Source organism: Streptomyces sp. enrichment culture (assembly GCF_964272855.1).
In the GTDB taxonomy this organism is placed as follows: Bacteria; Actinomycetota; Actinomycetes; order Streptomycetales; family Streptomycetaceae; genus Streptomyces.
In genome coordinates, this window is sequence record NZ_OZ186847.1 from 8,846,733 (window position 1) to 8,864,221 (window position 17,489).

A 17,489-nucleotide genomic window follows, 5' to 3' on the forward strand; every position below is an offset into this window, starting at 1 on the left:
CTTGGATGTCTGACAAGCGGCCTCCCGGCACCCTGGGGATTGACCTTCGCGCACCGGGCCTTCGCCCATGCGGCCTCTGCGGCGAGGTGCGCGAGATGACGAAGGCGCATGTGCCGCCACAGGTGGCCGGCAATCGGGGCAAGGTGACCAGTGCAACCGTTCGGCTCCACAACAATGTACGCAGCATCGGCTGGCTCGCTGCTGGCGGCATGTGGATGCGTGGCCTTTGCGGCGACTGCAACAGTCTCGCCGGGCTGAACTACGACAGCGCGTATGGCGACTTCGCCAAGGCGCTGGACACTGCGTTGACCGATGCTGGGCTTGCGGCCAGCCGCTGTCGCCCGCTCGCCTTCGTCCTCACACCCGGCCAGGCAGGCGACGGGCGAACGCTCTTTCAAAGTCGGTAAGCCAGTCCCGAACTGCAACACGAGTACGGTTCGCCGCCGCCCGGTGCGGACGCGTGTCATTGCGGAGACGATCAGCGGGTAACACCCACTCTTTAGCCATGAAGAATCAACCTGTTGTGGCCTGGCCCGACCACCCGTGGAGAAGGCGTGCTACCGCCATGGGCATGGCTCTAGGGCTTCTTACATCCGCCAGCGTGCTGTCCTGTGTGGGAGTCAAAGACGCGTTCAATGCGCTGGCGTTCGGGGGGCGCGTCATGGGCGCCTTCTTCATGGCTGCGGCGTTGGTGGAGGTGGTCGCCGCTCTTGCCCTATGGGACTACTGGCGCACGAGGGTCCTTCGGTACTCGGGCGAGGCAGTTCTGATGGGCGTCGGTTCCGTGACGGGCACCAATCTGATGTTCATGGTCATTCAGATTGAGGGCGGGGACTACACCCGGTTTCTCTGGCTGTGGATCGGGTTGGGTATCTGGTCGATCTGGGCACTGTGGACGTTGACTCGGCAGAAAATCTGGCAAAAGATCCCGAATCCCAAGAGCGTCGCAATCAGCGCTGTAGTGTCCGGCATCGTCGGGGCCGCGGGCCTCACCTACTCGCAGATGTACGTCCCTATTCAATTCCCGTGAAGGTACCCTTCGGTGTCTCCCTCGGTGACCCTACGATGAGTGCCGACGGCGCGGTGCTTCACGTGCCAGCACATATCGAATTCCGTAACACGGGTTCCGTGAGAATCTTCGTTGTGGGAACCATGTGGAAAGTCAATGGCTACCCGACCAAGTTCAGGACAGAAGGCAACACCATGGGTGACTTGAAAACACAGCTCTGGGAGTACGGCGGCACACTGAGACATGTCACTTACTCTCGTTCGCACATGTTGGGAACAGGCAACGTTGGGTTCCCGGGCGACGCGCTGGACCCCGGTGACGACTTCTCAACAGACGTCACTGTTGATTTGCCTCTGCGATCTGACGTCGGCCGCGTCGAGGTCAGTGCAGGCATCTCTTACATCAGGGCCGACAGATGCAAGTTGGGAAACAGCTACAAGGCCTCCGCGGAGCACTCGTGGGACACGGAAGGGAAGCACACATGGGACGCCCCCAAGTGGGTCGCACAGCCGGGGGATGATTTCTATCGATATCATTCCAGGATTTACCGCAGTAGCGAACTGCTCAACCTAACGCACGCGGGCGACTTCGCAACCGCATGGTGGGTACTGCCGCAGTGGTGGGAGGGGGCGCCGTTTGCCAAGGGCGAAACCGATCCATACATGACAGTGAGTATCTCTCGTGATCCGGAAGGCGAGCAGTTCCTCAGCGATGCCGAACAGGAACCGTACGGAATGAAGACCATGTGGGCAGCGACTGACCGCACCATCGCCCAACTCCTTCAAGCGGCCAAGAAGGCCCCAGCACCGGCCCATGAGCGCGGCGGGAACTCACAACAAAAATGACTTCATGGCGGCCACACGTGTACAGCAGCCCAGAGAGCTTTGAAATCTGACGTGCCCCGTTGCTGGTGCGGTCGGTGATCATGCCAGTCTCGCTCAGCATGTCAGGCACAGCCGAAGGCGTGGCGACCAAGGTGGTGCCGGCGCGCAGGTACCGAACCAGATCGCCTTCATGCTCCGGCGCAGCCGTCCGCACGGCAGCCCGGATCGACGGCCCGTCCGGACTGCTACCACATCGTGGTGCCCACCCTCACCGGCGCCGAGCTGCGCCGCCGCCTGAACCTCTTGCCGTGGGTGAAGAAGAGGTGATGTCCGGGACGAGGCTGGGGTCGGTCCGGGCATCTTCGCTGCCTTCACCGTCCGACTGCGCGATCCTCGCCAACTCCCGCCTGATTGCGGAGGGCGTCGACATTCCCAGTGTCGACGCGGTCGTCTTGGCCGACCTCACCCGCAGCGTCACCCGCTGCGTCCAGGCCCTCGGCCGCGCTCTGCGCGTGGACGTCTCCGGCAAGACCGCGAGCTTGATCGGTCCCGTCCAGTTCCACCGGCGGAGATCTCTCCAGCGCACACAGGTACGGAACGTGAACACGATGCCCTCCAGCACCTGACGGTGATCCCGCCACCGGCCACGGGCCCGGCCGACCGGCGGCAGCAGCGGCTCGATCACCGACCGTTCAGCGTCAGACATCTCCCCATTCCTGACAGCCAGTCCAGCGATCGGTAATCGGAAAGGCGCTGCCTAACCCCCGCTTGACACCGCGAGGCCCACCGGATCCGCTGGCACCATGAGCGCCTACGCCTCGCCGAGCGCCGCCGGGCCGCCCGTCCGGCGTCCCTCCCTGACCCGGCCGAGGCACAGCCTGCGCAGCCGAGGGTGACGCGTTGGACGTCGTGACGGGTGAAACCATCGACGATGTGTAGGTGGCCTCGGACGGGCGATGGATCTTTGGAGAGCCACTCGAGGCTGAGGTCTGAGGCCGCGGTGCTATGGCATCGCGGGTGCCGGGTTGTGATGGCCGTTTGTGGCTGTGTCGTCATGGCAGTGACGGTCGAGGTGAGTGGGAGGCTGGTGCCAGGGGGCCGCACTGCCTCTGGGCGCGCGGCATGTGGTAGCTCATCCACACCTGGCCTCGCCCGGCACGGCTGCTCAAGCGGCATCCGGGGGGGGGATCACACCGTGCTGTCGGCCAGTTACGGGGCTGTTTGTCATCTTGTCGGGAACCAGCCCCGCACGGCCGGTCGCAGGGCCCCACGCGGCGTGCGGGCCGCTTCGGGGCATGGGATCAATGAGCCGTGTGCAGGGAGATGACGGCCTGCACCAAGGCGTGTGGGCTTTCCCAGTTCAGCATGTGGCCGGCGTCCGGCACGGTGATCAGCCGTGCGCCCGGGATGCCGGCGCTCAGGCGTTGGGCGTGGCTGGGCGGTGTGCTGCGATCCGCCGAGCCGACCATGACGACGGTGGGGACCGCGATCTCGGCCAGCCGTGGGTAACGGTCCTCGCGGGCGAACGCCCGCACGATCGGCACGAGCGGGGTGTGGGCCTGCCGGAGGAAGACCTCGAGGAATACCTTGATCATCGCGGGTGAGGGGTGTTTGCCGCACTGAGCGGCTCCGAAGAGGAGTCCGCCCGTGCGGGTGCGTGCCAGCCGCTGGAGGACGCCCGTCTCCAGCAGCGGGATCTGCAGCCGGTTGTGCGGTGCTCCGTCGTAGATGCGGCCCGCCCAGGTCGCGAACAGCACCAGACCGCGCAGCCGACGGGCGACGCCGGGATGGTCGAGCACGGCACGAAGTGCGAGGAACCCGCCCATGGAATGCCCGACGAGCACTGCGTCGCGTACGTCGAAGTGCTCAAGGACCGCCAGGTAGTCCTGCGCCATGGGACCGGAGCCGATGCCGTCCGAACCGATCGTCGACCGTCCGTGGCCGCGCTGGTCGAAGGCGATGACACGGTGACCGCCGGCCACGAGCGTGGCCTGCACCAGGTTCCACTCCAGGAGTGAGGCACCGTAGCCGTGGGCCAGCACCACCGGTGGCCCGTCACCCGCGACGAGGGTGCGCAGCACCGTCCCGTCGGGGCGGGAGAGGAACACTTCCTCGCCCTCGGGCTCGCGGCGAAGCCGTTCGTAGGGGACGGGATCCGGCTGGCGTTCGATCCAGCCGGCCGTTACCCGCGCCGCCGCGATGACGGTGAGGGCCGCCACAGCGCCACCGCAGACCAGCCGCATACTCATCGATGTCTCCCAAGTCCCGCCCCTGTGGTGTGTCAGGGCGGGGCCGGAGCGCGCCTGACGGCGCCCATTCTGTATATCGACGGACTGCGGTGCGCCGAGGACTCAGGGGATTGGCTGAGAAGCTGCTGTTTCAACTGGATGTCCCCGACCGGTGGTTGCCAGCCGGTGAACGGTGGAAGTCGTGACACGGGGCTCAGTTGGCACCTGACGAAAAGCACCTGACGCAAAGGACTTGGACTTGCGCATCCGAATCGCCCATGGCTCCGTGTTCGCCGCCGCGCTGCTCTTCCTCGCGGCCGCTCCTGCGTCCGCCGCCGACGACGGGGTTCGGGCCGACCGCCCCTGTGGCGATCTCCGGCTGACGGGATCACTGCCCGCGCCTGCCGCGGGTATGGCCGTCCAGCAGGAGGTCTCGATCGGAGCCGACTGCAGGCCACGGCTCGGCCCGGTGCGGCTGATACCGCTCGACGCTTCCGGGAGAACCGAAAGCCGGGCGGGGGCCAAAGACGCAGAGGGCGGTCGGCATCGGCTCTCCAGCTGGAACGAGATGTACGACTGCTGCAATATCCGTATGACCGGCCTGTACTCGACGTCGCAATGGGTCACCGGCGGTGGCCGTGTCGTCAGCGCGGCCACCCACGCCACTCAGAAGGGGAATCGCGAGCCATGGGGCGCCGGCTGGTCGCGGAAGTCGGCCACGGAGGGCGTTGGCTGTGCCATCGACTGCCCCGCCTCCCTCAGCGAGGCGCACGCGCAGTTCACCTACCGGGGCATCTTCGACGCGACCGGGACCTGGTACGCCAACACCCACCACTCGTACGTCGATCTCCAGCACGACGGCACCGCCTCCTGCCGCTTCGAGGTGCAACTGCGTCACACCTTCGTCGGCTGGAACTGGCGGCGCGGCTGCGCCTGACCGGCCCGGGAACCGGCAGGCCCCGGGGGAGGCCGGGAATCACCGATTGCGATACGGGACGGTCCGTATGGAAAAAGGGCAGTCATGGAGGCAGTGTCAACTCGCCCGGGACGCCCGCGAGACTAGCGCATACACGCAGCGGTCCTCGCCGCCGCCACCGAGCTGGTGGCCGAGTCGGGGTACGCCGCCATGTCCCTCGATGCCGTGGCGGCGCGGGCCAGAGCGGGCAAGGACACCATCTACCGCCGGTGGTCCGGCAAGACCGGCTCGTCTCCGAGGCCGTGCCGGCCACCAGAGGCTGCGCGCCCATCCCCGACACCGGCAGCCTCGAAGGCGATCTGACCGTCCTCGTCCGGCAGGTGATCGACGAGTTCAGCCGCCCCGGCCGCCGCCGCGGCACTGCCCGGCCTGCCGGCCGGCTTCGCCGCAGCGCCCGGCCTGCGCGCAGGATCCGTTCCGCCTTCCTCGAACCCGCCAGGCAGCGCCTGAGCGTCGTCTTCGACCGGGCACAGCCCGTCGGCAGACCGGCCCCGGCGCCGACGCCGCCCGGTGCTCGACGGCCTCGTCGGCACCGTGTTCTTCCGACTGGGCATGCTCGGGGGATCCGCCGGTCCTCACCTGGCCCGGGACACCACCCCGGTCGCCGCCAAGGGGCGCTCATCGTCGCGATGCCGACCACGCCGCACGTGGTGGGTCGGCTGCCCTTCGTCGACGCCGAAACCGCCATGCTGCAGGCCCGTCTTCCCGACTCCGTGATCCTACGGGAGCCGGACCCTGCCGACGGCCCTGCAGATCCGACGCCGTCCACACCGACGAAGGCCAACGTCCTGGCCCACCTGCCCCGTTGCGCGATCGCGCACTTCGCCTGCCACGGCGCCAGCCATCCCGCCGACCCGTCGAAGAGCCTGCTGCTGCTCCACGACCACAAGGACGACCCTCTCACCGTGGGGAGCCTTGCCCCCGTGGCACTCGACCGGGCCAGGCTGGCCTACCTCTCCGCCTGCCGCACCGCGGCCATCGACACGACCCGCCTGCTGGACGAGGCCATTCACCTCACCTCCGCCTTCCAACTCGTCGGCTACCCCCATGTGATTGGCACTCTGTGGGAAATCGACGATCGGATCGCCGTCCGTATCGCCAAGACGTTCTACGAGGGCCTGAGGTCCGATACTGCGGCACTGGATCCCGACCAGGCAGCCCGCGCCCTCCATGAGGCCGTGCGGAGCGTACGAGACGGCCACGACCTGCCACCCGGCAAAGACCGGACACGAACACCCTATGTATGGGCAGCCCACCTCCACGCCGGAGCCTGAACCGCACTCCCCCCCAAATCCCACGACCACCAACCCCAACACGACCTCCCTCGCCGCTCGTGCCAGATGCACCTGTGAGGGCACTGTGCTCCTGCCAAGCTGCGTTCACCTGGACTCGTCCCCGGCACACCCGCGGCGAGCTGCCAAGGGTGGCCGCGATCGTGTCGCCACCTTCGGCCGCTCGCCCCCGGACGTGTGATCTGTCGGCGACCGACGGGCCGGTCAGCTGTGGAGGCGCTTGCGTGGGCCGGGTGCCGAGGCCCGCTCCCACGCGTGCGTTGGACTGAGCCACGGTGGTGCGGGTATTGCGCGATCAGCTCAGCTCCAGGGGTCGGGGATGAGCTGGGTTTCGGTGGAGGGTCCGGGCAGCAGGGTCAGGCGCTGCGCGGTGCCGGTGGCGGGGTCGGCGATGAGTAGGTCGGGAACGTCGTGCTCCAAGAACCGCAGATAGCCGATGGTGCCGAAGGTGCTGGTCCGTCTGGCGAACCATTCCACGAGTTCGCGCAGTTGGTCGAATTCGTCGGGATGTACTTCTTGCCGGGCGGTGAGGGCCCAGCCTCGTTCGCTGCGTGCGAGGTCGCCAACGAGCGTTCCTCCGACCCGCTCGGCGGGCCCGCGGGCAGAGAGCAGGGGATAGACGTCCGGACCTTGCGACTCCTGGCCACCCTCCCCGAGGTGCCAGCGCAGCAGCGCGAGGTCAGCGGCCGGAAGCGAGCTCGGCAGGTCGAGGATCAGCTGGAGTTCGTAGAGATCGCTCATACGCATAACGCTACGGGGCCGGGCAGGCGGCGCCTTGACCACCTGACTCGTCTGGTGGTTGCCCAGTCTGGAAGGACGACGCTGCCTCCGAGACAAGGGAGATCTCCGATGCCGCTGCGCCGACGCCGAACTCGTCTGTCTTCGGCCGGGGTGGGGGTGCGGCCTGCGCGGCGGGCGATGGCGCGGGTGTGCTTTTCCCAGGCCCAGGCGGAGGGGCGGTGTCCGACGGCTGGACGCCGGCGGCTGCTTCCCACAGCGGCTTCATCAGCTCGGGGTCGATCCCGCACATCTCACAAATGATCTTTACATGTTTCCAGGAGGGGTCGCGCTGGCCGGAGAGCATGCGCGATGCGTAGGACTCGTGGACGCCCATCTTCTGGGCGAGTTCGCGCTGGCGGCGGCCGGAGCCCTTCTGCATCAGGGTGAGGGCGCTGGCCAGGCGCTGGCCCGGGCGGCGCAGGGTCGGGGTGTCGGCGGCGGCCGCGGTGTTGTGGGTGTAGGTGACGGGGGTGGGTCGGCGGCGGGTGGCCAGGGCCCGGTGGTCCCTCTCCGTACTGTTCGCGGCAGGTAGCAGGGCTGTGGTCGACGAATCGCCGGACACCGAAGGCCGTGACGTGTCTCTTCTCGCCAATCACGTTCGCCGGTGCCCAGCGCGTCGGCGATCCGGTCTGTCGCGGCCCCGCCGGAGATCGGCGGGAGGCCTTCCGGTGCGGGGTCAGCTAGCGCCCCGACTGGGGCGCGGCGACGTTTACGATGCCGACTGAGTCGCCGGTGAATTGCCTTTTTAACGCTCGCTGCGACGCCTCACCGTGGGCGGCAGCGTCCTGCGACTTCCCCTTGCTGTCCGTCGCGCCCAGGGGCGGGTCGAATGCCGGCATGCCGAGGGACGTGCCCGTCTTGCTGGCGATCGGCCACGGGCCGCGGCGGCAGCATCGGCCCGCAAGGAAGCCGCCCTGGAGGTCGAGAACCGCATGCTCCTGGAACAGAACGCCGCCCTCCGGCGAAGCCTTGACGCGGCGCGAGCTCAGCTCCGTGCGCTACGCATCCAGGAACTCGGTGCCGCGCCCGCGACGGACTGGGCCGGCCGGCCGACCGCGATGCCGAGATGGAGGAACTGCGGAAGCAGCGAGACGCCGCCCTGGCCGCCAGCCAGCGGACAGAGGCCGACCTGGCCGCCCTCCGCAACGTCAACCAGCGCTTGATGGTGGAGAACAGCCGACTGCTCGAGGCCACGACCCCCTGCCGCCTCCCCGCCCTCTGCCTGCTCCCACCGAGCACAGTGACACAGTCGCCGAGACCGGCATGCCCGATCGCCAGGAACGTCACCCGCCCCCTCACGTCACCAACCGCGCAAGCCCCCACCGGAAGGCGAACCTCCTCCTGGAGCCAGCCGGAAACGAGCGCCCGGCCCCAGAACCCCGAGCCGCTCCACGCACGCAGTTGACGGCCGATCAGACCAACACCCGCCGCGCCGGATGCGGCGTCCCGCACCAAGGCGACCGCCTCCTTAACCTACCAGGTGGAGCTGTCGGTGCGCGTCGACCAGCCGGTCTTGTCCGTGACCCGATCCTCCAGCAGCCGGACACCTGGTGGCAGGAGCTCGCCGGGACGCTGGAGAAGGTGGCGGCCCTCGACACCGACCGCGTCGCCGTACGACAGCAGTACACGGATCGAGCGATCCCCCAGTTCGTCGGCATCCCGGCCCCCGCCGCTGACATGCGGCCGCGCCCGACGGTGCCGACGCATGAGGTAGCCCAGCAGCCGCACGGCCAGCGTGGTCTTGCCGCTGCCGGGACCGCCGCGGACGGTGATCACCGCGCCTGCTCCGCCGCCGCCCGGCGTGTGCTCCTCGTCCCCAGCGGGCAGGTGGCGTGCCGCGGCCCGGCGGATCCACACGAACGCGTCCTGCTGGTCACCGACGAGCGCGAAGGCACGGTTGCCCTCGAGGTCGTGGCCGACATGGTCCAACAGCCGGCTGGAGGGCTGCCACCGGATGGACTCGAAGGCCCTCACCTGCCCGCCGTCTGGCGCCTTGAGGTCCTCAACTGCTGGGCCCGATCGCCCCGCCCGCCGACGCGCAGGGCGACCCCGTCGAGACCTACCGCGTCCGGGAACCGCTCGACGCACAGCCCCTGGTCCGCGACAGCGTCGTGCTGCGGCGTTCCGACGCGGAGGTGACCGGTCACGCCCCCACCGCCGCCCTCGCGCCGGGCGAAGCAGCCCTGGACGTCCTACGCCCCGGCCGCCTTGAGCGCGTTGCGAATCGCGTCGTAGGCGGGCTTGTGCCTCAGGTTCTCGTCCCAGGGCAGGGCCGCTCCCTCGCCGGGAAACACCGCGGGGATCCACGAGTGCCGGTCGGTGTAGCCCCACAGGGTGATGCCCACACAGCGCCGTACGGCCAGGCAGGCGTCGGTCACCTGGCCGTACCAGTCGGCCTGTTCCGCGAGCTTGGTGCCGTCGGCGGGCAGGATCATGCGGATGTCGAGTTCGGTGATGGCGACGTCGACGCCGAGGTCGGCGAAGCGCTGCAGGTTCTCCTTCAGGCCGCCGGGGAAGCCGTACTGGAGGGCGAGATGACCCTGCAGGCCGAACCCGTCGATCGGGACGCGGTCCCTCTTGAGCTGCTTGATCAGGGCGTAGTAGGCATCGGACTTCGGGCCGAGGGCCTCGACGTTGTAGTCGTTGAGGTACAGCTTGACCTTGGGGTCGGCGGCGCGGGCCCATCGCAGGGTGTCGGCGATGTAGCCGGGGCCGAGGGTCTTGTAGAAGATGTTCTCGCGGTAGGTGCCGTCCTCGTTCATGATCTCGTTGGCGACGTCCCACGCGAAGACCTTGCCCCGGTAGTGCTTCACCACCTTGGTGATGTGGTTCTTCAGGATGGAGCGCAGTTCGTCGGCGGTCCAGGTGCCGGAGGTGAGCCAGTCCGGGAGCTGGGAGTGCCACAGCAGCGTGTGTCCGCGGACCTTCAGGCCGTTCGCACGGGCGTAGTCGACGATCTCGTCGCCGGCGGTGAAGTCGAAGACACCACGCTGGGGTTCGGTGGCGTACCACTTCATGCCGTTGCCGGGGGTCGTCTGGCCGAACTCGGTGCCGAGCAGCTGGGCGAACTCGGTGTCGGCGAGCTCCGGGTTGTCGACGGCGGCGCCGAAGTAGCGGCCTGACTCGCGGGCCAGTTCGTGCAGCGTCTTCGTCGGTTTCGCGCCGTCGGTGCCGGCTTGCGCGGAGGGCGCTACGGCGAGGCCGAGCAGCAGGGCCGCGGACGCGACGAGCGCGGCCGGTCCGACGCGGACACGGCGTGCGGGTGTGCGCATGGTGAATCTCCTCAACTGTGGGACGGATGGTCCGGTTGCTGTCCATGGAGCAGGTCCGTGGGGTCACTTCACCCGGAGCTCGCAGCGCATCCGGCGCTCGTGCCCGACCTCGCGTACGGGACCGGTCACGGTGAGTGGCACGGTGTGGTGGACGTGTTCGCTGGATGCGGCGACGCGCAGTTCGAGGGCGCCCGGTTCGACGACGCGGCGGCCGTCGGCACCGGTGTACGCGGCGAGGTCGGCCGGGAACGTTGCGTGGACCTCGGCGGACGCGCCGGCGTCCAGTGTGACGCGGACGTAGCCGACGAGACGGACCTCGGGGCGGGCGACGGTGCCGACGGGATCGTGGAGGTACAGCTGGACGACCTCGGTGCCGGGCCGCTCGCCGGTGTTGCGGACGGTGAGGCGCAGGGTGGTCTCGCCGTCGGTGGGCAGTTCGGGGGCGTCGCACCGGGGGGTGTCCCAGGCGAACGTCGTGTAGGAAAGGCCGTGCCCGAACGGGTAGAGGGGCGTCGGGTCGACGGTGCTGGGGAAGCCGTGCCGGCCGAGCGGCGGGGCGAGGTAGGGCGCGGGCTGGCCGCCGGGAGTGCGCGGCACGCCGAGCGGCAGCCGTCCGGACGGCTCCACGCGCCCGGACAGGACGCCGGCGACGGCGCCGCCGCCTTCCTGCCCGGGGAAGAACGCCTGGACCACGGCGGCTGCCCGGTCGGCCCAGCGGCCGAGCGCGTAGGGCCTTCCGCTGAGGACGACGATGACGACCGGCACGCCGGAGGCCAGCGCTTCGTCCAGCAACTCCGCCTGCTCGTAAGGAAGTTGCAGGTCCTCCGCGTCGCATCCCTCGCCCGACGAGCCGCGCCCGAACAGACCCGAGCGGTCCCCGACCACGGCCAGGCAGACTTCGGCCGCCGCCGGATCGTCGACGAACACGGCGTCCGGCAGCTCGGTGCGCAGCGCCTCGGCGAGCGTCGGCACCTCCACCCCCGTCGGCAGTCCGGGATGGTGCACGCCCACGTGCCGGGGAAACGTGTAGCAGCCCAGCATCGAGGCCTGCTCGTCGGCGAGCGGACCGAGTAGCGCGACGCGCAGGCCGTCGCGCAGTGGCAGCACGCCGGAGTCGTTGGCCAGCAGCACGACCGACTCCTCGGCGACCTTCCGCGCCAGGTCACGCATGTGCGGGGGGTCGAAGTCGATGGGCTCCCCGCCCGTCACGGGCTCCCAGTCGGGGTCGAGCAGCCCCAGTTCGCACTTCTGTGTGAGGACGCGCAGCACGGCCCGGTCGAGCAGGTCCTCGGGGAGCGGGTCCGCAGGCCTGTAGCAGCGGGCCGCCGGCAGTTCCACGTCGACGCCTGCCGCCAGAGCGATCCGCGCGGCCTGTTCCCTGCCGTCCGCGATCCGGTGCGCCTCCTCCAGGAGCGAGACGCCGTAGTAGTCCGAGACCACGGTGCCGGCGAACCCCCACTCTTCCCGCAGAATCCGGGTGAGCAGCTGGGCGTGGGTGTGGGCGGGAAGGCCGTCGATGTCGTTGTAGGCGGGCATCACGGATCGGGCGCCGCCGTCGCGCACCGCCATCTCGAACGGCGGCAGGATCACGTCGGCGAGTTCGCGCGGGCCGAGCGAGGCGGGCGCGTGGTTACGGGCGGCGCGCGAGGCCGAGTACCCGGCGAAGTGCTTGAGTGTGGCGACGACCCCGGCGGTCTCGAGACCTAGCACGTAGGCGGTGCCGATGGTGCCGACGAGGTACGGGTCCTCGCCGATGCACTCCTCGGTGCGGCCCCACCGCGGATCCCGTACGACGTCCAGGACCGGCGCGAGGCCCTGGTGAACGCCGGCGGCGCGCATCGACGTACCGATCGCCCGGGCCATCTCGGTGATCAGCTCGGGGTCGAAGGTGGCGCCCCAGGCGAGCGGCGTGGGGAAGACGGTGGCCTGCCAGGCGGTGAACCCGGTCAGGCACTCGTCGTGGGCGATCGCGGGCAGCGCGAACCGGTTGCCGTCGCGGATCAGACGTTGCAGTCCGGCGAGGCGGGCGGCGCCTTCGGCGGGGTCGACGGGAACGGTGCCGAAGGGCCGGGTGAGCTGGCCCAGGCCGTAGGGGAGGAGTGCGTCCAGGGCGGCGCTGCGGGCCGCGTAGGTGTGCTGGCCGGGTGCGACGTCGGCCCCCTCGGTGTCGGCGCCGATCCAGACGCTGGACAGCTGGGCGGTCTTCTCCTCGGTGGTCATCCGGGCGAGCAGGTCCGCCGCCCGGACGTGGGTGGGCAGGGTGGTGTCCTGCCATGGCTCGACCATGGAACTCCTTAAGGGCGGTGCTGGTACGGGGTTGGCCTGGGGGAGGGGGGGACTCAGCCCTTGGTGGCGCCCATCGTGATGCCGCCGATCAACTGCCGTTCGGCGGCGGCGTAGAAGGCGAGGGCCGGCACCATGGCGAGGACGAGATAGGCGAAGACGCGGGCGATGTCGGTGGCGTACTGGCCCTGGAACTGCTGGACGCCGATGGGGATCGTCCACCAGGTCTGTTCGCTGAACACCAGCAGCGGAAGAAGGAAGTTGTTCCAGCTTCCGACGATGGCGAGGATCGACACGGTGCCGAGGGCGGGCCGCGCCATGGGCAGCAGGATCCGCCAGAAGAAGCCGAACGCCGAGCAGCCGTCGAGGGTGGCCGCCTCCTCGAGCTCTCCGGGGATCTCCCGGAAGAAGCCGCGCAGGATGACGATGGTCATGGGCAGGCCGAACGCCGCCTGCGGCAGGATCACGCCCCATGGGTTGTCGAGCAGTCCGAAGGTGCGCAGCAGGACGAACAGCGGCAGGATCGCCACGGCGAACGGGAACATCAGCCCCGCCGTGAACAGGGTGAAGATCAACTCTCGGCCGCGGAAGGCGAATCGGGCCAGTGCGAAGGCGGCGAGGGCCGCGGTGCCCACGGTCAGCGCGGTCGTGCCCACCGCGATCAGCGTGGACGAACCCAGCATGCGCCAGAACGAGCCGGAGGCGAGCACATCGGTGTAGTTGGACATCACCCACGGCGAGGGCAGGCCGAAGGTGTTGCGGGAGAGCTGATCGGTGGACTTGAACCCGGACACGAACGCGTACAGCAGCGGCGTGACCATGACGACGCCGACCAGCCACACGATCACGTACAGCGGTGCGGAGCGCAGCCTTCTGCGCGTGCCCGCGCTCATCGGGAGGCTCGCATGGTGGTGAGGGCTCCTTCGGTGTCGCGGCGCAGCACGGAGCGCTGGTAGACGAGGGCGAAGACGAGGCTGACGAGGAACATGCCGATGCTGATTGCGCTGGCGTAGCCGATCTCGAAGCGCTTGAAGCCGTACTGGAACATGGTTACGGCCATGGTCTCCGAGTGGTGGTCGGGGCCGCCCTGCGTGACCACCCACACCAGGTCGAAGAGCTGGATGGCGCCGATCACGGAGAGGAACACGCTGATGCGGATCGTCGGTCCGAGCAGCGGCAGGGTGATGTGGCGGAAGCGCTGCCAGGGGCTCGCGCCGTCGATGCGGGCCGCCTCGTGCAGTTCGGCGGGAATGCCCTGCAGCCCGGCCAGGTACAGCATCATGTGGAAGCCGAAGTACTTCCACGTCATGACGAGGAACAGGGTCGGCAGTACGTGGCCCTGATCGGCGAACCACAGTCCGCCGACGCCGTCGAGGCCGACCGAGCCGAGGACGTTGTCCGCCAGCCCGTCGTCCGGCGCGAAGATCATGGAGAACAGGACGCCGGTGATGACCTCGGACAGGACGTACGGGGCGAAGAACAGCGTCCGGTACAGGGCCCGGCCGCGCAGCTTCTGGTTGAGCAGCACGGCCATGCCGAGCGCGAACGGCAGCTGCACGCCGACCGAGAACAGCACGAGCAGCAGCCCGCGCCACAGGTCGCCCAGGAAGACCGGATCACGCAGGAGCCGACTGTAGTTGTCGAGACCCACGTAGTCCGAAGGGGAGCCGAAGCCGCCCCAGTCGAACAGGCTGACGTACAGGGCGTACAGGATCGGGGCGAGCACCAGCACGCCGAACAGGAGCAGGGCGGGCAGGGTGAAGCCGAAGGCGGTCAGCCAGTCGGCGATCCGCCGGGCCCTTGAGCGGCCCGCCCCGGCGTCCGGCCGCTTCGGTGGAGCGGCGGCGGTCGCGGGGTCTTTCACGTACGTGGAAGCCATCGCGGTCACTGGCTCTTCGCGACCTGGGTGACCGAACGGGCCACCTGCTCCGGCGACTTGGAGCCGGCGATCAGGGCGGCCACCGAGTCGTTGACCTCCTGGCCGACGGCGGGCGGGTACGCCTGGTCGAGGTAGAGCTGGAAGCCGGTCGCCTCGCCGAGGGCGTCGGAGACGAGCTTGAGGCTGGGATCGGTCAGGGCGCTCGTGGCGTCCTCGACGACCGGCATCATCGAGGCCTTCGACACGAGAACGCGGTCGGACTCGGCCGACATGAAGAACTTCAGGAAGTCCACGGCGGCCTTGGGCGCGCCCTTGCGCACCGCGTAGCCGCCGCCTCCGCCGAACACGTCGGTCTGCGCGCCCTTGCCTCCGGCGACGGCGGGGAACGGGAAGAACCCGAGGTCCTTGCCGATGCCCTTGCCCGCGTCGGCCTGGACGACGGGCGCCCACTGGCCCATCAGTTCCATCGCCGCCTTGCCGTTGCCCATCGCGGCCGCCTCGCCGGTGGGCGTGGAGTACGCGGCGCCGAGGAATCCCTTCTGGAACGGCTCAAGCGCGACGAGTTCCTTCAGGTGCTCGCCCGCCTTGACGAAGTCGTCGCCGGTGAAGTCCTTGGCGTCGGCGGCCGCCTGCATGCCGTCGATCCCGGCGATCCGCATGGCCAGGTACGCCCAGTAGTACATGCCGGGCCACTTCTCCTTGCCCGCGAGGGCGATGGGGGTGATCCCGGCGCTCTTCAGCTTCTTGACCGTGTCGAGATAGTCGGCCCAGGCGGCGGGCGGTGCCTGGATCCCGGCTTCGGCGAACAGGGCCTTGTTGTACCAGAACCCGACGGCGCCGATGTCGAAGGGCATGGCGTACGTCTTCCCGTCGAACTGGTACGCCTTGACCGACGCCGGTACGAGGGTGTCGGTCACAGAGCTGATGGAGGGCGTGAGGTCCTCCACCAGGCCTGCGTCGATCTGCTGCTTGAGAACGCCGCCGCCCCACGTGTGGTAGATGTCCGGCAGCTTTCCGGAACTGGTCAGCGCCGTCATCTTCGACTTGTAGGCGTCGTTCTCCATCGTCACGAGCTTGATGCGCACATCGGGGTGCGCGGCCTCGAACGCCTTCGCCCGCTCGGGCCAGACACTCTTCGACGGCTCGGTGGTCTGGATGTTCCACCATTCCACGACGGTCCGGCCCTGGCCGTCGGTGCTGGAGGACCCCGAGTCCGAACAGGCGGACAGACCGGCCGCCCCCAGACTCGCCGCCGAGGCTGTCCCCAGGAACCGGCGGCGGGAGAAGGAGGAGGACGAGGGGCCGGAAAGGGAAGTGACGGCTCGAGCAGAAGATGACATGACACACCTTCCGGAAAATTTCCGATAGCCATTTGGGTGGCCATGGAAGTTACGGGCACGCAAGAGGGGTGTCAACGGCCTTGACAAAAAAGGCCGTCGACACCCCCGGAGCGTTATCTTCCGTTAGGCGTGGCGTGGCGGTGCGGTGCTCGCACGGACCACCAGCTCGGTCGCCAGCTCCACTCGCGGCGAGGCCGGCTCGACGCCGCGCGCCAGGTCGAGAAGCATCCTGGCGGCCAACTTGCCCATGTCGGACAGAGGCTGGCGGACCGTCGTCAGCGGAGGCGCGCACCAGCGCACCTCCGGAAGGTCGTCGAAACCGACGATGCTCATGTCCTCCGGCACCCGAAGCCCGCGCCGCCGCAGCGCCTCGATCGCTCCGAGCGCCATCTGATCGCTCGCCGCGAAGATCGCGGTCGGCGGCTCGTCCAGGTCCAACAGCCTGCCCGCGCCGGTGAATCCTGACTCGTGGTAGAAGTCACCGGGCACGGTCAGGGCGTGGTCGACCACCACTCCGGCCACGTCGAGCGCCGCCCGGTAGCCGTCGAGCCGGGCGCGCGAGCACAGCAGCCTGGGCGGGCCCTCGATGAACCCGATCCTGCGGTGTCCGAGCTGGAGCAGATGCTCCGTCGCGGCCATTCCGCCCGTCCAGTTGGTGGCGCCCACGGTCGGCGCGTCGGTGGCCGGCGAACCGGCCGGGTCGATCACCACCAACGGCACGCCAAGGCGGCGCAGTTCGTCGTGGATCCCCGGTTCGAGCACCGACGTCACCAGGATCACGCCGTCGGACGGGCGGGCCCGCACATTGGTCATCCACAGCCGCGCGGATCCCGCCCGGTCGTGGATGGCGGAGACGACCGTGCCCACACCCGCCTCGTGCGCGACCTCCTCGACACCGCGGATGATCTCGACGGCCCAGGGACTGTCCAGATCGTTGAAGACCAGGTCGAACAGGACCGCCCGGGTGCCGGAAGCGGCCGGGCGGCGACGGTAGCCGTGCCGGTGCAGCAGGTCCTCGACCCGGGCACGGGTGGCGGGCGAAACGTCGGAGCGCCCGTTGACGACTCGTGAGACGGTCGGCACGGACACTCCGGCTTCCCGTGCGATCTCACTGATCGTCACCTTCGAGGCCCCGTCCGGGCTCCTTGTGCCTGTCTTGCGCTGAGCGCCTTCCCCAGCCACCATCCCCACCTCCCTGGCTGTACGCCCGGAAAAAGTCCGGGCTCCTTCCGGAAACCGTAGGACATGCCGCCGACCGCCCGCCCTTCACCCCGCGCTTCCGTCCGACCGCTCGAACACATCCATGCTTTCAGTGACATCGCGTGAGCGTTCAAGGCGCCGCTGACCACGCTGCGTATGTCGCTTCCCTGCCGACTGTGCCGCTCACGCTTCCCCCGGCGAAGGTGGTTGCGCCCGGCCGCTGTGCCGGCAGGGAAGCATCGACCCGGTCGGCCCCTCGGGGCGGTTCCTGGACGCGGGGCTCCTGACTCACTACGTCGCACCCAGTTCGCGGCGGCAAGCCTTCTTGCAGGCTGGAGATTCGGCTATGCCGACGACCTCGGCGACGGTGGTGATGGACGCGTGGAGGACGGCATGAGGTGCGGGC

General features: G+C 69.0%; 17 protein-coding genes and 2 pseudogenes. 8 read left to right on the plus strand and 11 right to left on the minus strand.

The features are described 5' to 3' along the window. Positions 1 to 5: 5 nt before the first annotated feature. From ACSU6L_RS39765 to ACSU6L_RS39780, 4 genes are all read left to right on the plus strand, one after another. Positions 6 to 407 (plus strand): hypothetical protein, encoded by a 402-nt coding sequence (locus ACSU6L_RS39765; protein ID WP_437064510.1) that lies wholly within the window; start codon positions 6 to 8, stop codon positions 405 to 407. A 98-nt stretch (positions 408 to 505) separates the two neighbouring features. Then, complete coding sequence (locus ACSU6L_RS39770) at positions 506 to 1,030, plus strand: hypothetical protein (protein ID WP_437064511.1); 525 nt, start codon at positions 506 to 508, stop codon at positions 1,028 to 1,030. Next, complete coding sequence (locus ACSU6L_RS39775; RefSeq protein WP_437064512.1) at positions 1,027 to 1,854, plus strand: hypothetical protein; 828 nt, start codon at positions 1,027 to 1,029, stop codon at positions 1,852 to 1,854. The genes ACSU6L_RS39770 and ACSU6L_RS39775 overlap by 4 nt, the downstream gene beginning before the upstream one ends. Positions 1,855 to 2,159: 305 nt before the next feature. After that, a complete protein-coding gene (locus tag ACSU6L_RS39780) occupies positions 2,160 to 2,459 on the plus strand; it encodes a helicase-related protein (protein ID WP_437064513.1) in 300 nt (99 codons plus the stop codon). Here the strand turns inward: ACSU6L_RS39780 and ACSU6L_RS39785 are convergent. Both ACSU6L_RS39785 and ACSU6L_RS39790 read right to left on the minus strand, forming a co-directional pair. Further along, positions 2,456 to 2,539, minus strand: a pseudogene (locus ACSU6L_RS39785) (hypothetical protein); the annotation flags it as partial. The gene ACSU6L_RS39780 and the pseudogene ACSU6L_RS39785 overlap by 4 nt on opposite strands. A gap of 595 nt (positions 2,540 to 3,134) precedes the next feature. Then, on the minus strand, positions 3,135 to 4,082 hold the full coding sequence (locus ACSU6L_RS39790) for an alpha/beta fold hydrolase (RefSeq protein WP_437064514.1): 948 nt from the start codon (positions 4,080 to 4,082) through the stop codon (positions 3,135 to 3,137). Between the two features lie 238 nt (positions 4,083 to 4,320). On the opposite strand from ACSU6L_RS39790, the gene ACSU6L_RS39795 reads away from it, so the two are divergent. The 4 genes and pseudogenes from ACSU6L_RS39795 to ACSU6L_RS39810 all read left to right on the plus strand — a co-directional run bounded on the left by ACSU6L_RS39795 (position 4,321) and on the right by ACSU6L_RS39810 (position 6,311). Then, a complete protein-coding gene (locus tag ACSU6L_RS39795; RefSeq protein WP_437064515.1) occupies positions 4,321 to 4,998 on the plus strand; it encodes a hypothetical protein in 678 nt (225 codons plus the stop codon). Between the two features lie 129 nt (positions 4,999 to 5,127). Next, positions 5,128 to 5,340, plus strand: coding sequence for a helix-turn-helix domain-containing protein (locus tag ACSU6L_RS39800; RefSeq protein ID WP_437065225.1), 213 nt, complete (start codon positions 5,128 to 5,130; stop codon positions 5,338 to 5,340). 17 nt (positions 5,341 to 5,357) lie between these two features. Beyond that, positions 5,358 to 5,474: pseudogene (locus ACSU6L_RS39805) on the plus strand (hypothetical protein); the annotation flags it as partial. A gap of 192 nt (positions 5,475 to 5,666) precedes the next feature. After that, positions 5,667 to 6,311, plus strand: coding sequence for a CHAT domain-containing protein (locus ACSU6L_RS39810; protein WP_437065227.1), 645 nt, complete (start codon positions 5,667 to 5,669; stop codon positions 6,309 to 6,311). 318 nt (positions 6,312 to 6,629) lie between these two features. On the opposite strand, the gene ACSU6L_RS39815 is transcribed toward ACSU6L_RS39810, so the two are convergent. From ACSU6L_RS39815 to ACSU6L_RS39855, 9 genes are all read right to left on the minus strand, one after another. Next, a complete protein-coding gene (locus ACSU6L_RS39815; RefSeq protein WP_437064516.1) occupies positions 6,630 to 7,070 on the minus strand; it encodes a hypothetical protein in 441 nt (146 codons plus the stop codon). 10 nt (positions 7,071 to 7,080) lie between these two features. Beyond that, positions 7,081 to 7,671 (minus strand): helix-turn-helix domain-containing protein, encoded by a 591-nt coding sequence (locus ACSU6L_RS39820; RefSeq protein ID WP_437064517.1) that lies wholly within the window; start codon positions 7,669 to 7,671, stop codon positions 7,081 to 7,083. Between the two features lie 911 nt (positions 7,672 to 8,582). Further along, positions 8,583 to 9,083, minus strand: a complete 501-nt coding sequence (locus ACSU6L_RS39825) for a hypothetical protein (protein ID WP_437064518.1) — start codon at positions 9,081 to 9,083, stop codon at positions 8,583 to 8,585. Positions 9,084 to 9,301: 218 nt separating this feature from the next. Beyond that, entirely contained in the window at positions 9,302 to 10,381 is a 1,080-nt protein-coding gene (locus ACSU6L_RS39830) for an endo-1,4-beta-xylanase (protein ID WP_437064519.1), read from the minus strand. A gap of 63 nt (positions 10,382 to 10,444) precedes the next feature. Next, positions 10,445 to 12,667 (minus strand): beta-glucosidase, encoded by a 2,223-nt coding sequence (locus ACSU6L_RS39835; RefSeq protein WP_437064520.1) that lies wholly within the window; start codon positions 12,665 to 12,667, stop codon positions 10,445 to 10,447. Between the two features lie 53 nt (positions 12,668 to 12,720). Continuing rightward, positions 12,721 to 13,557, minus strand: coding sequence for a carbohydrate ABC transporter permease (locus tag ACSU6L_RS39840; protein ID WP_437064521.1), 837 nt, complete (start codon positions 13,555 to 13,557; stop codon positions 12,721 to 12,723). Continuing rightward, positions 13,554 to 14,543: a carbohydrate ABC transporter permease gene (locus ACSU6L_RS39845; RefSeq protein ID WP_437064522.1), complete on the minus strand. Its 990-nt coding sequence runs from the start codon at positions 14,541 to 14,543 to the stop codon at positions 13,554 to 13,556. The genes ACSU6L_RS39840 and ACSU6L_RS39845 overlap by 4 nt, the downstream gene beginning before the upstream one ends. Positions 14,544 to 14,548: 5 nt before the next feature. Continuing rightward, a complete protein-coding gene (locus ACSU6L_RS39850; RefSeq protein WP_437064523.1) occupies positions 14,549 to 15,883 on the minus strand; it encodes an extracellular solute-binding protein in 1,335 nt (444 codons plus the stop codon). 123 nt (positions 15,884 to 16,006) lie between these two features. Then, positions 16,007 to 17,068 (minus strand): LacI family DNA-binding transcriptional regulator, encoded by a 1,062-nt coding sequence (locus tag ACSU6L_RS39855; RefSeq protein ID WP_437064524.1) that lies wholly within the window; start codon positions 17,066 to 17,068, stop codon positions 16,007 to 16,009. Between the last annotated feature and the right edge of the window lie 421 nt (positions 17,069 to 17,489).

Bases quoted from the DNA above. Each gene is read 5' to 3' on its own strand.
- ACSU6L_RS39765 (WP_437064510.1), top strand. From the start codon at position 6: ATGTCTGACAAGCGGCCTCCCGGCACCCTGGGGATTGACCTTCGCGCA.
- ACSU6L_RS39770 (WP_437064511.1), top strand. From the start codon at position 506: ATGAAGAATCAACCTGTTGTGGCCTGGCCCGACCACCCGTGGAGAAGG.
- ACSU6L_RS39780 (WP_437064513.1), top strand. From the start codon at position 2,160: ATGTCCGGGACGAGGCTGGGGTCGGTCCGGGCATCTTCGCTGCCTTCA.
- ACSU6L_RS39790 (WP_437064514.1), bottom strand. From the start codon at position 4,082: ATGAGTATGCGGCTGGTCTGCGGTGGCGCTGTGGCGGCCCTCACCGTC.
- ACSU6L_RS39810 (WP_437065227.1), top strand. From the start codon at position 5,667: ATGCCGACCACGCCGCACGTGGTGGGTCGGCTGCCCTTCGTCGACGCC.
- ACSU6L_RS39815 (WP_437064516.1), bottom strand. From the start codon at position 7,070: ATGAGCGATCTCTACGAACTCCAGCTGATCCTCGACCTGCCGAGCTCG.
- ACSU6L_RS39830 (WP_437064519.1), bottom strand. From the start codon at position 10,381: ATGCGCACACCCGCACGCCGTGTCCGCGTCGGACCGGCCGCGCTCGTC.
- ACSU6L_RS39835 (WP_437064520.1), bottom strand. From the start codon at position 12,667: ATGGTCGAGCCATGGCAGGACACCACCCTGCCCACCCACGTCCGGGCG.
- ACSU6L_RS39840 (WP_437064521.1), bottom strand. From the start codon at position 13,557: ATGAGCGCGGGCACGCGCAGAAGGCTGCGCTCCGCACCGCTGTACGTG.
- ACSU6L_RS39845 (WP_437064522.1), bottom strand. From the start codon at position 14,543: ATGGCTTCCACGTACGTGAAAGACCCCGCGACCGCCGCCGCTCCACCG.
- ACSU6L_RS39850 (WP_437064523.1), bottom strand. From the start codon at position 15,883: ATGTCATCTTCTGCTCGAGCCGTCACTTCCCTTTCCGGCCCCTCGTCC.
- ACSU6L_RS39855 (WP_437064524.1), bottom strand. From the start codon at position 17,068: ATGGTGGCTGGGGAAGGCGCTCAGCGCAAGACAGGCACAAGGAGCCCG.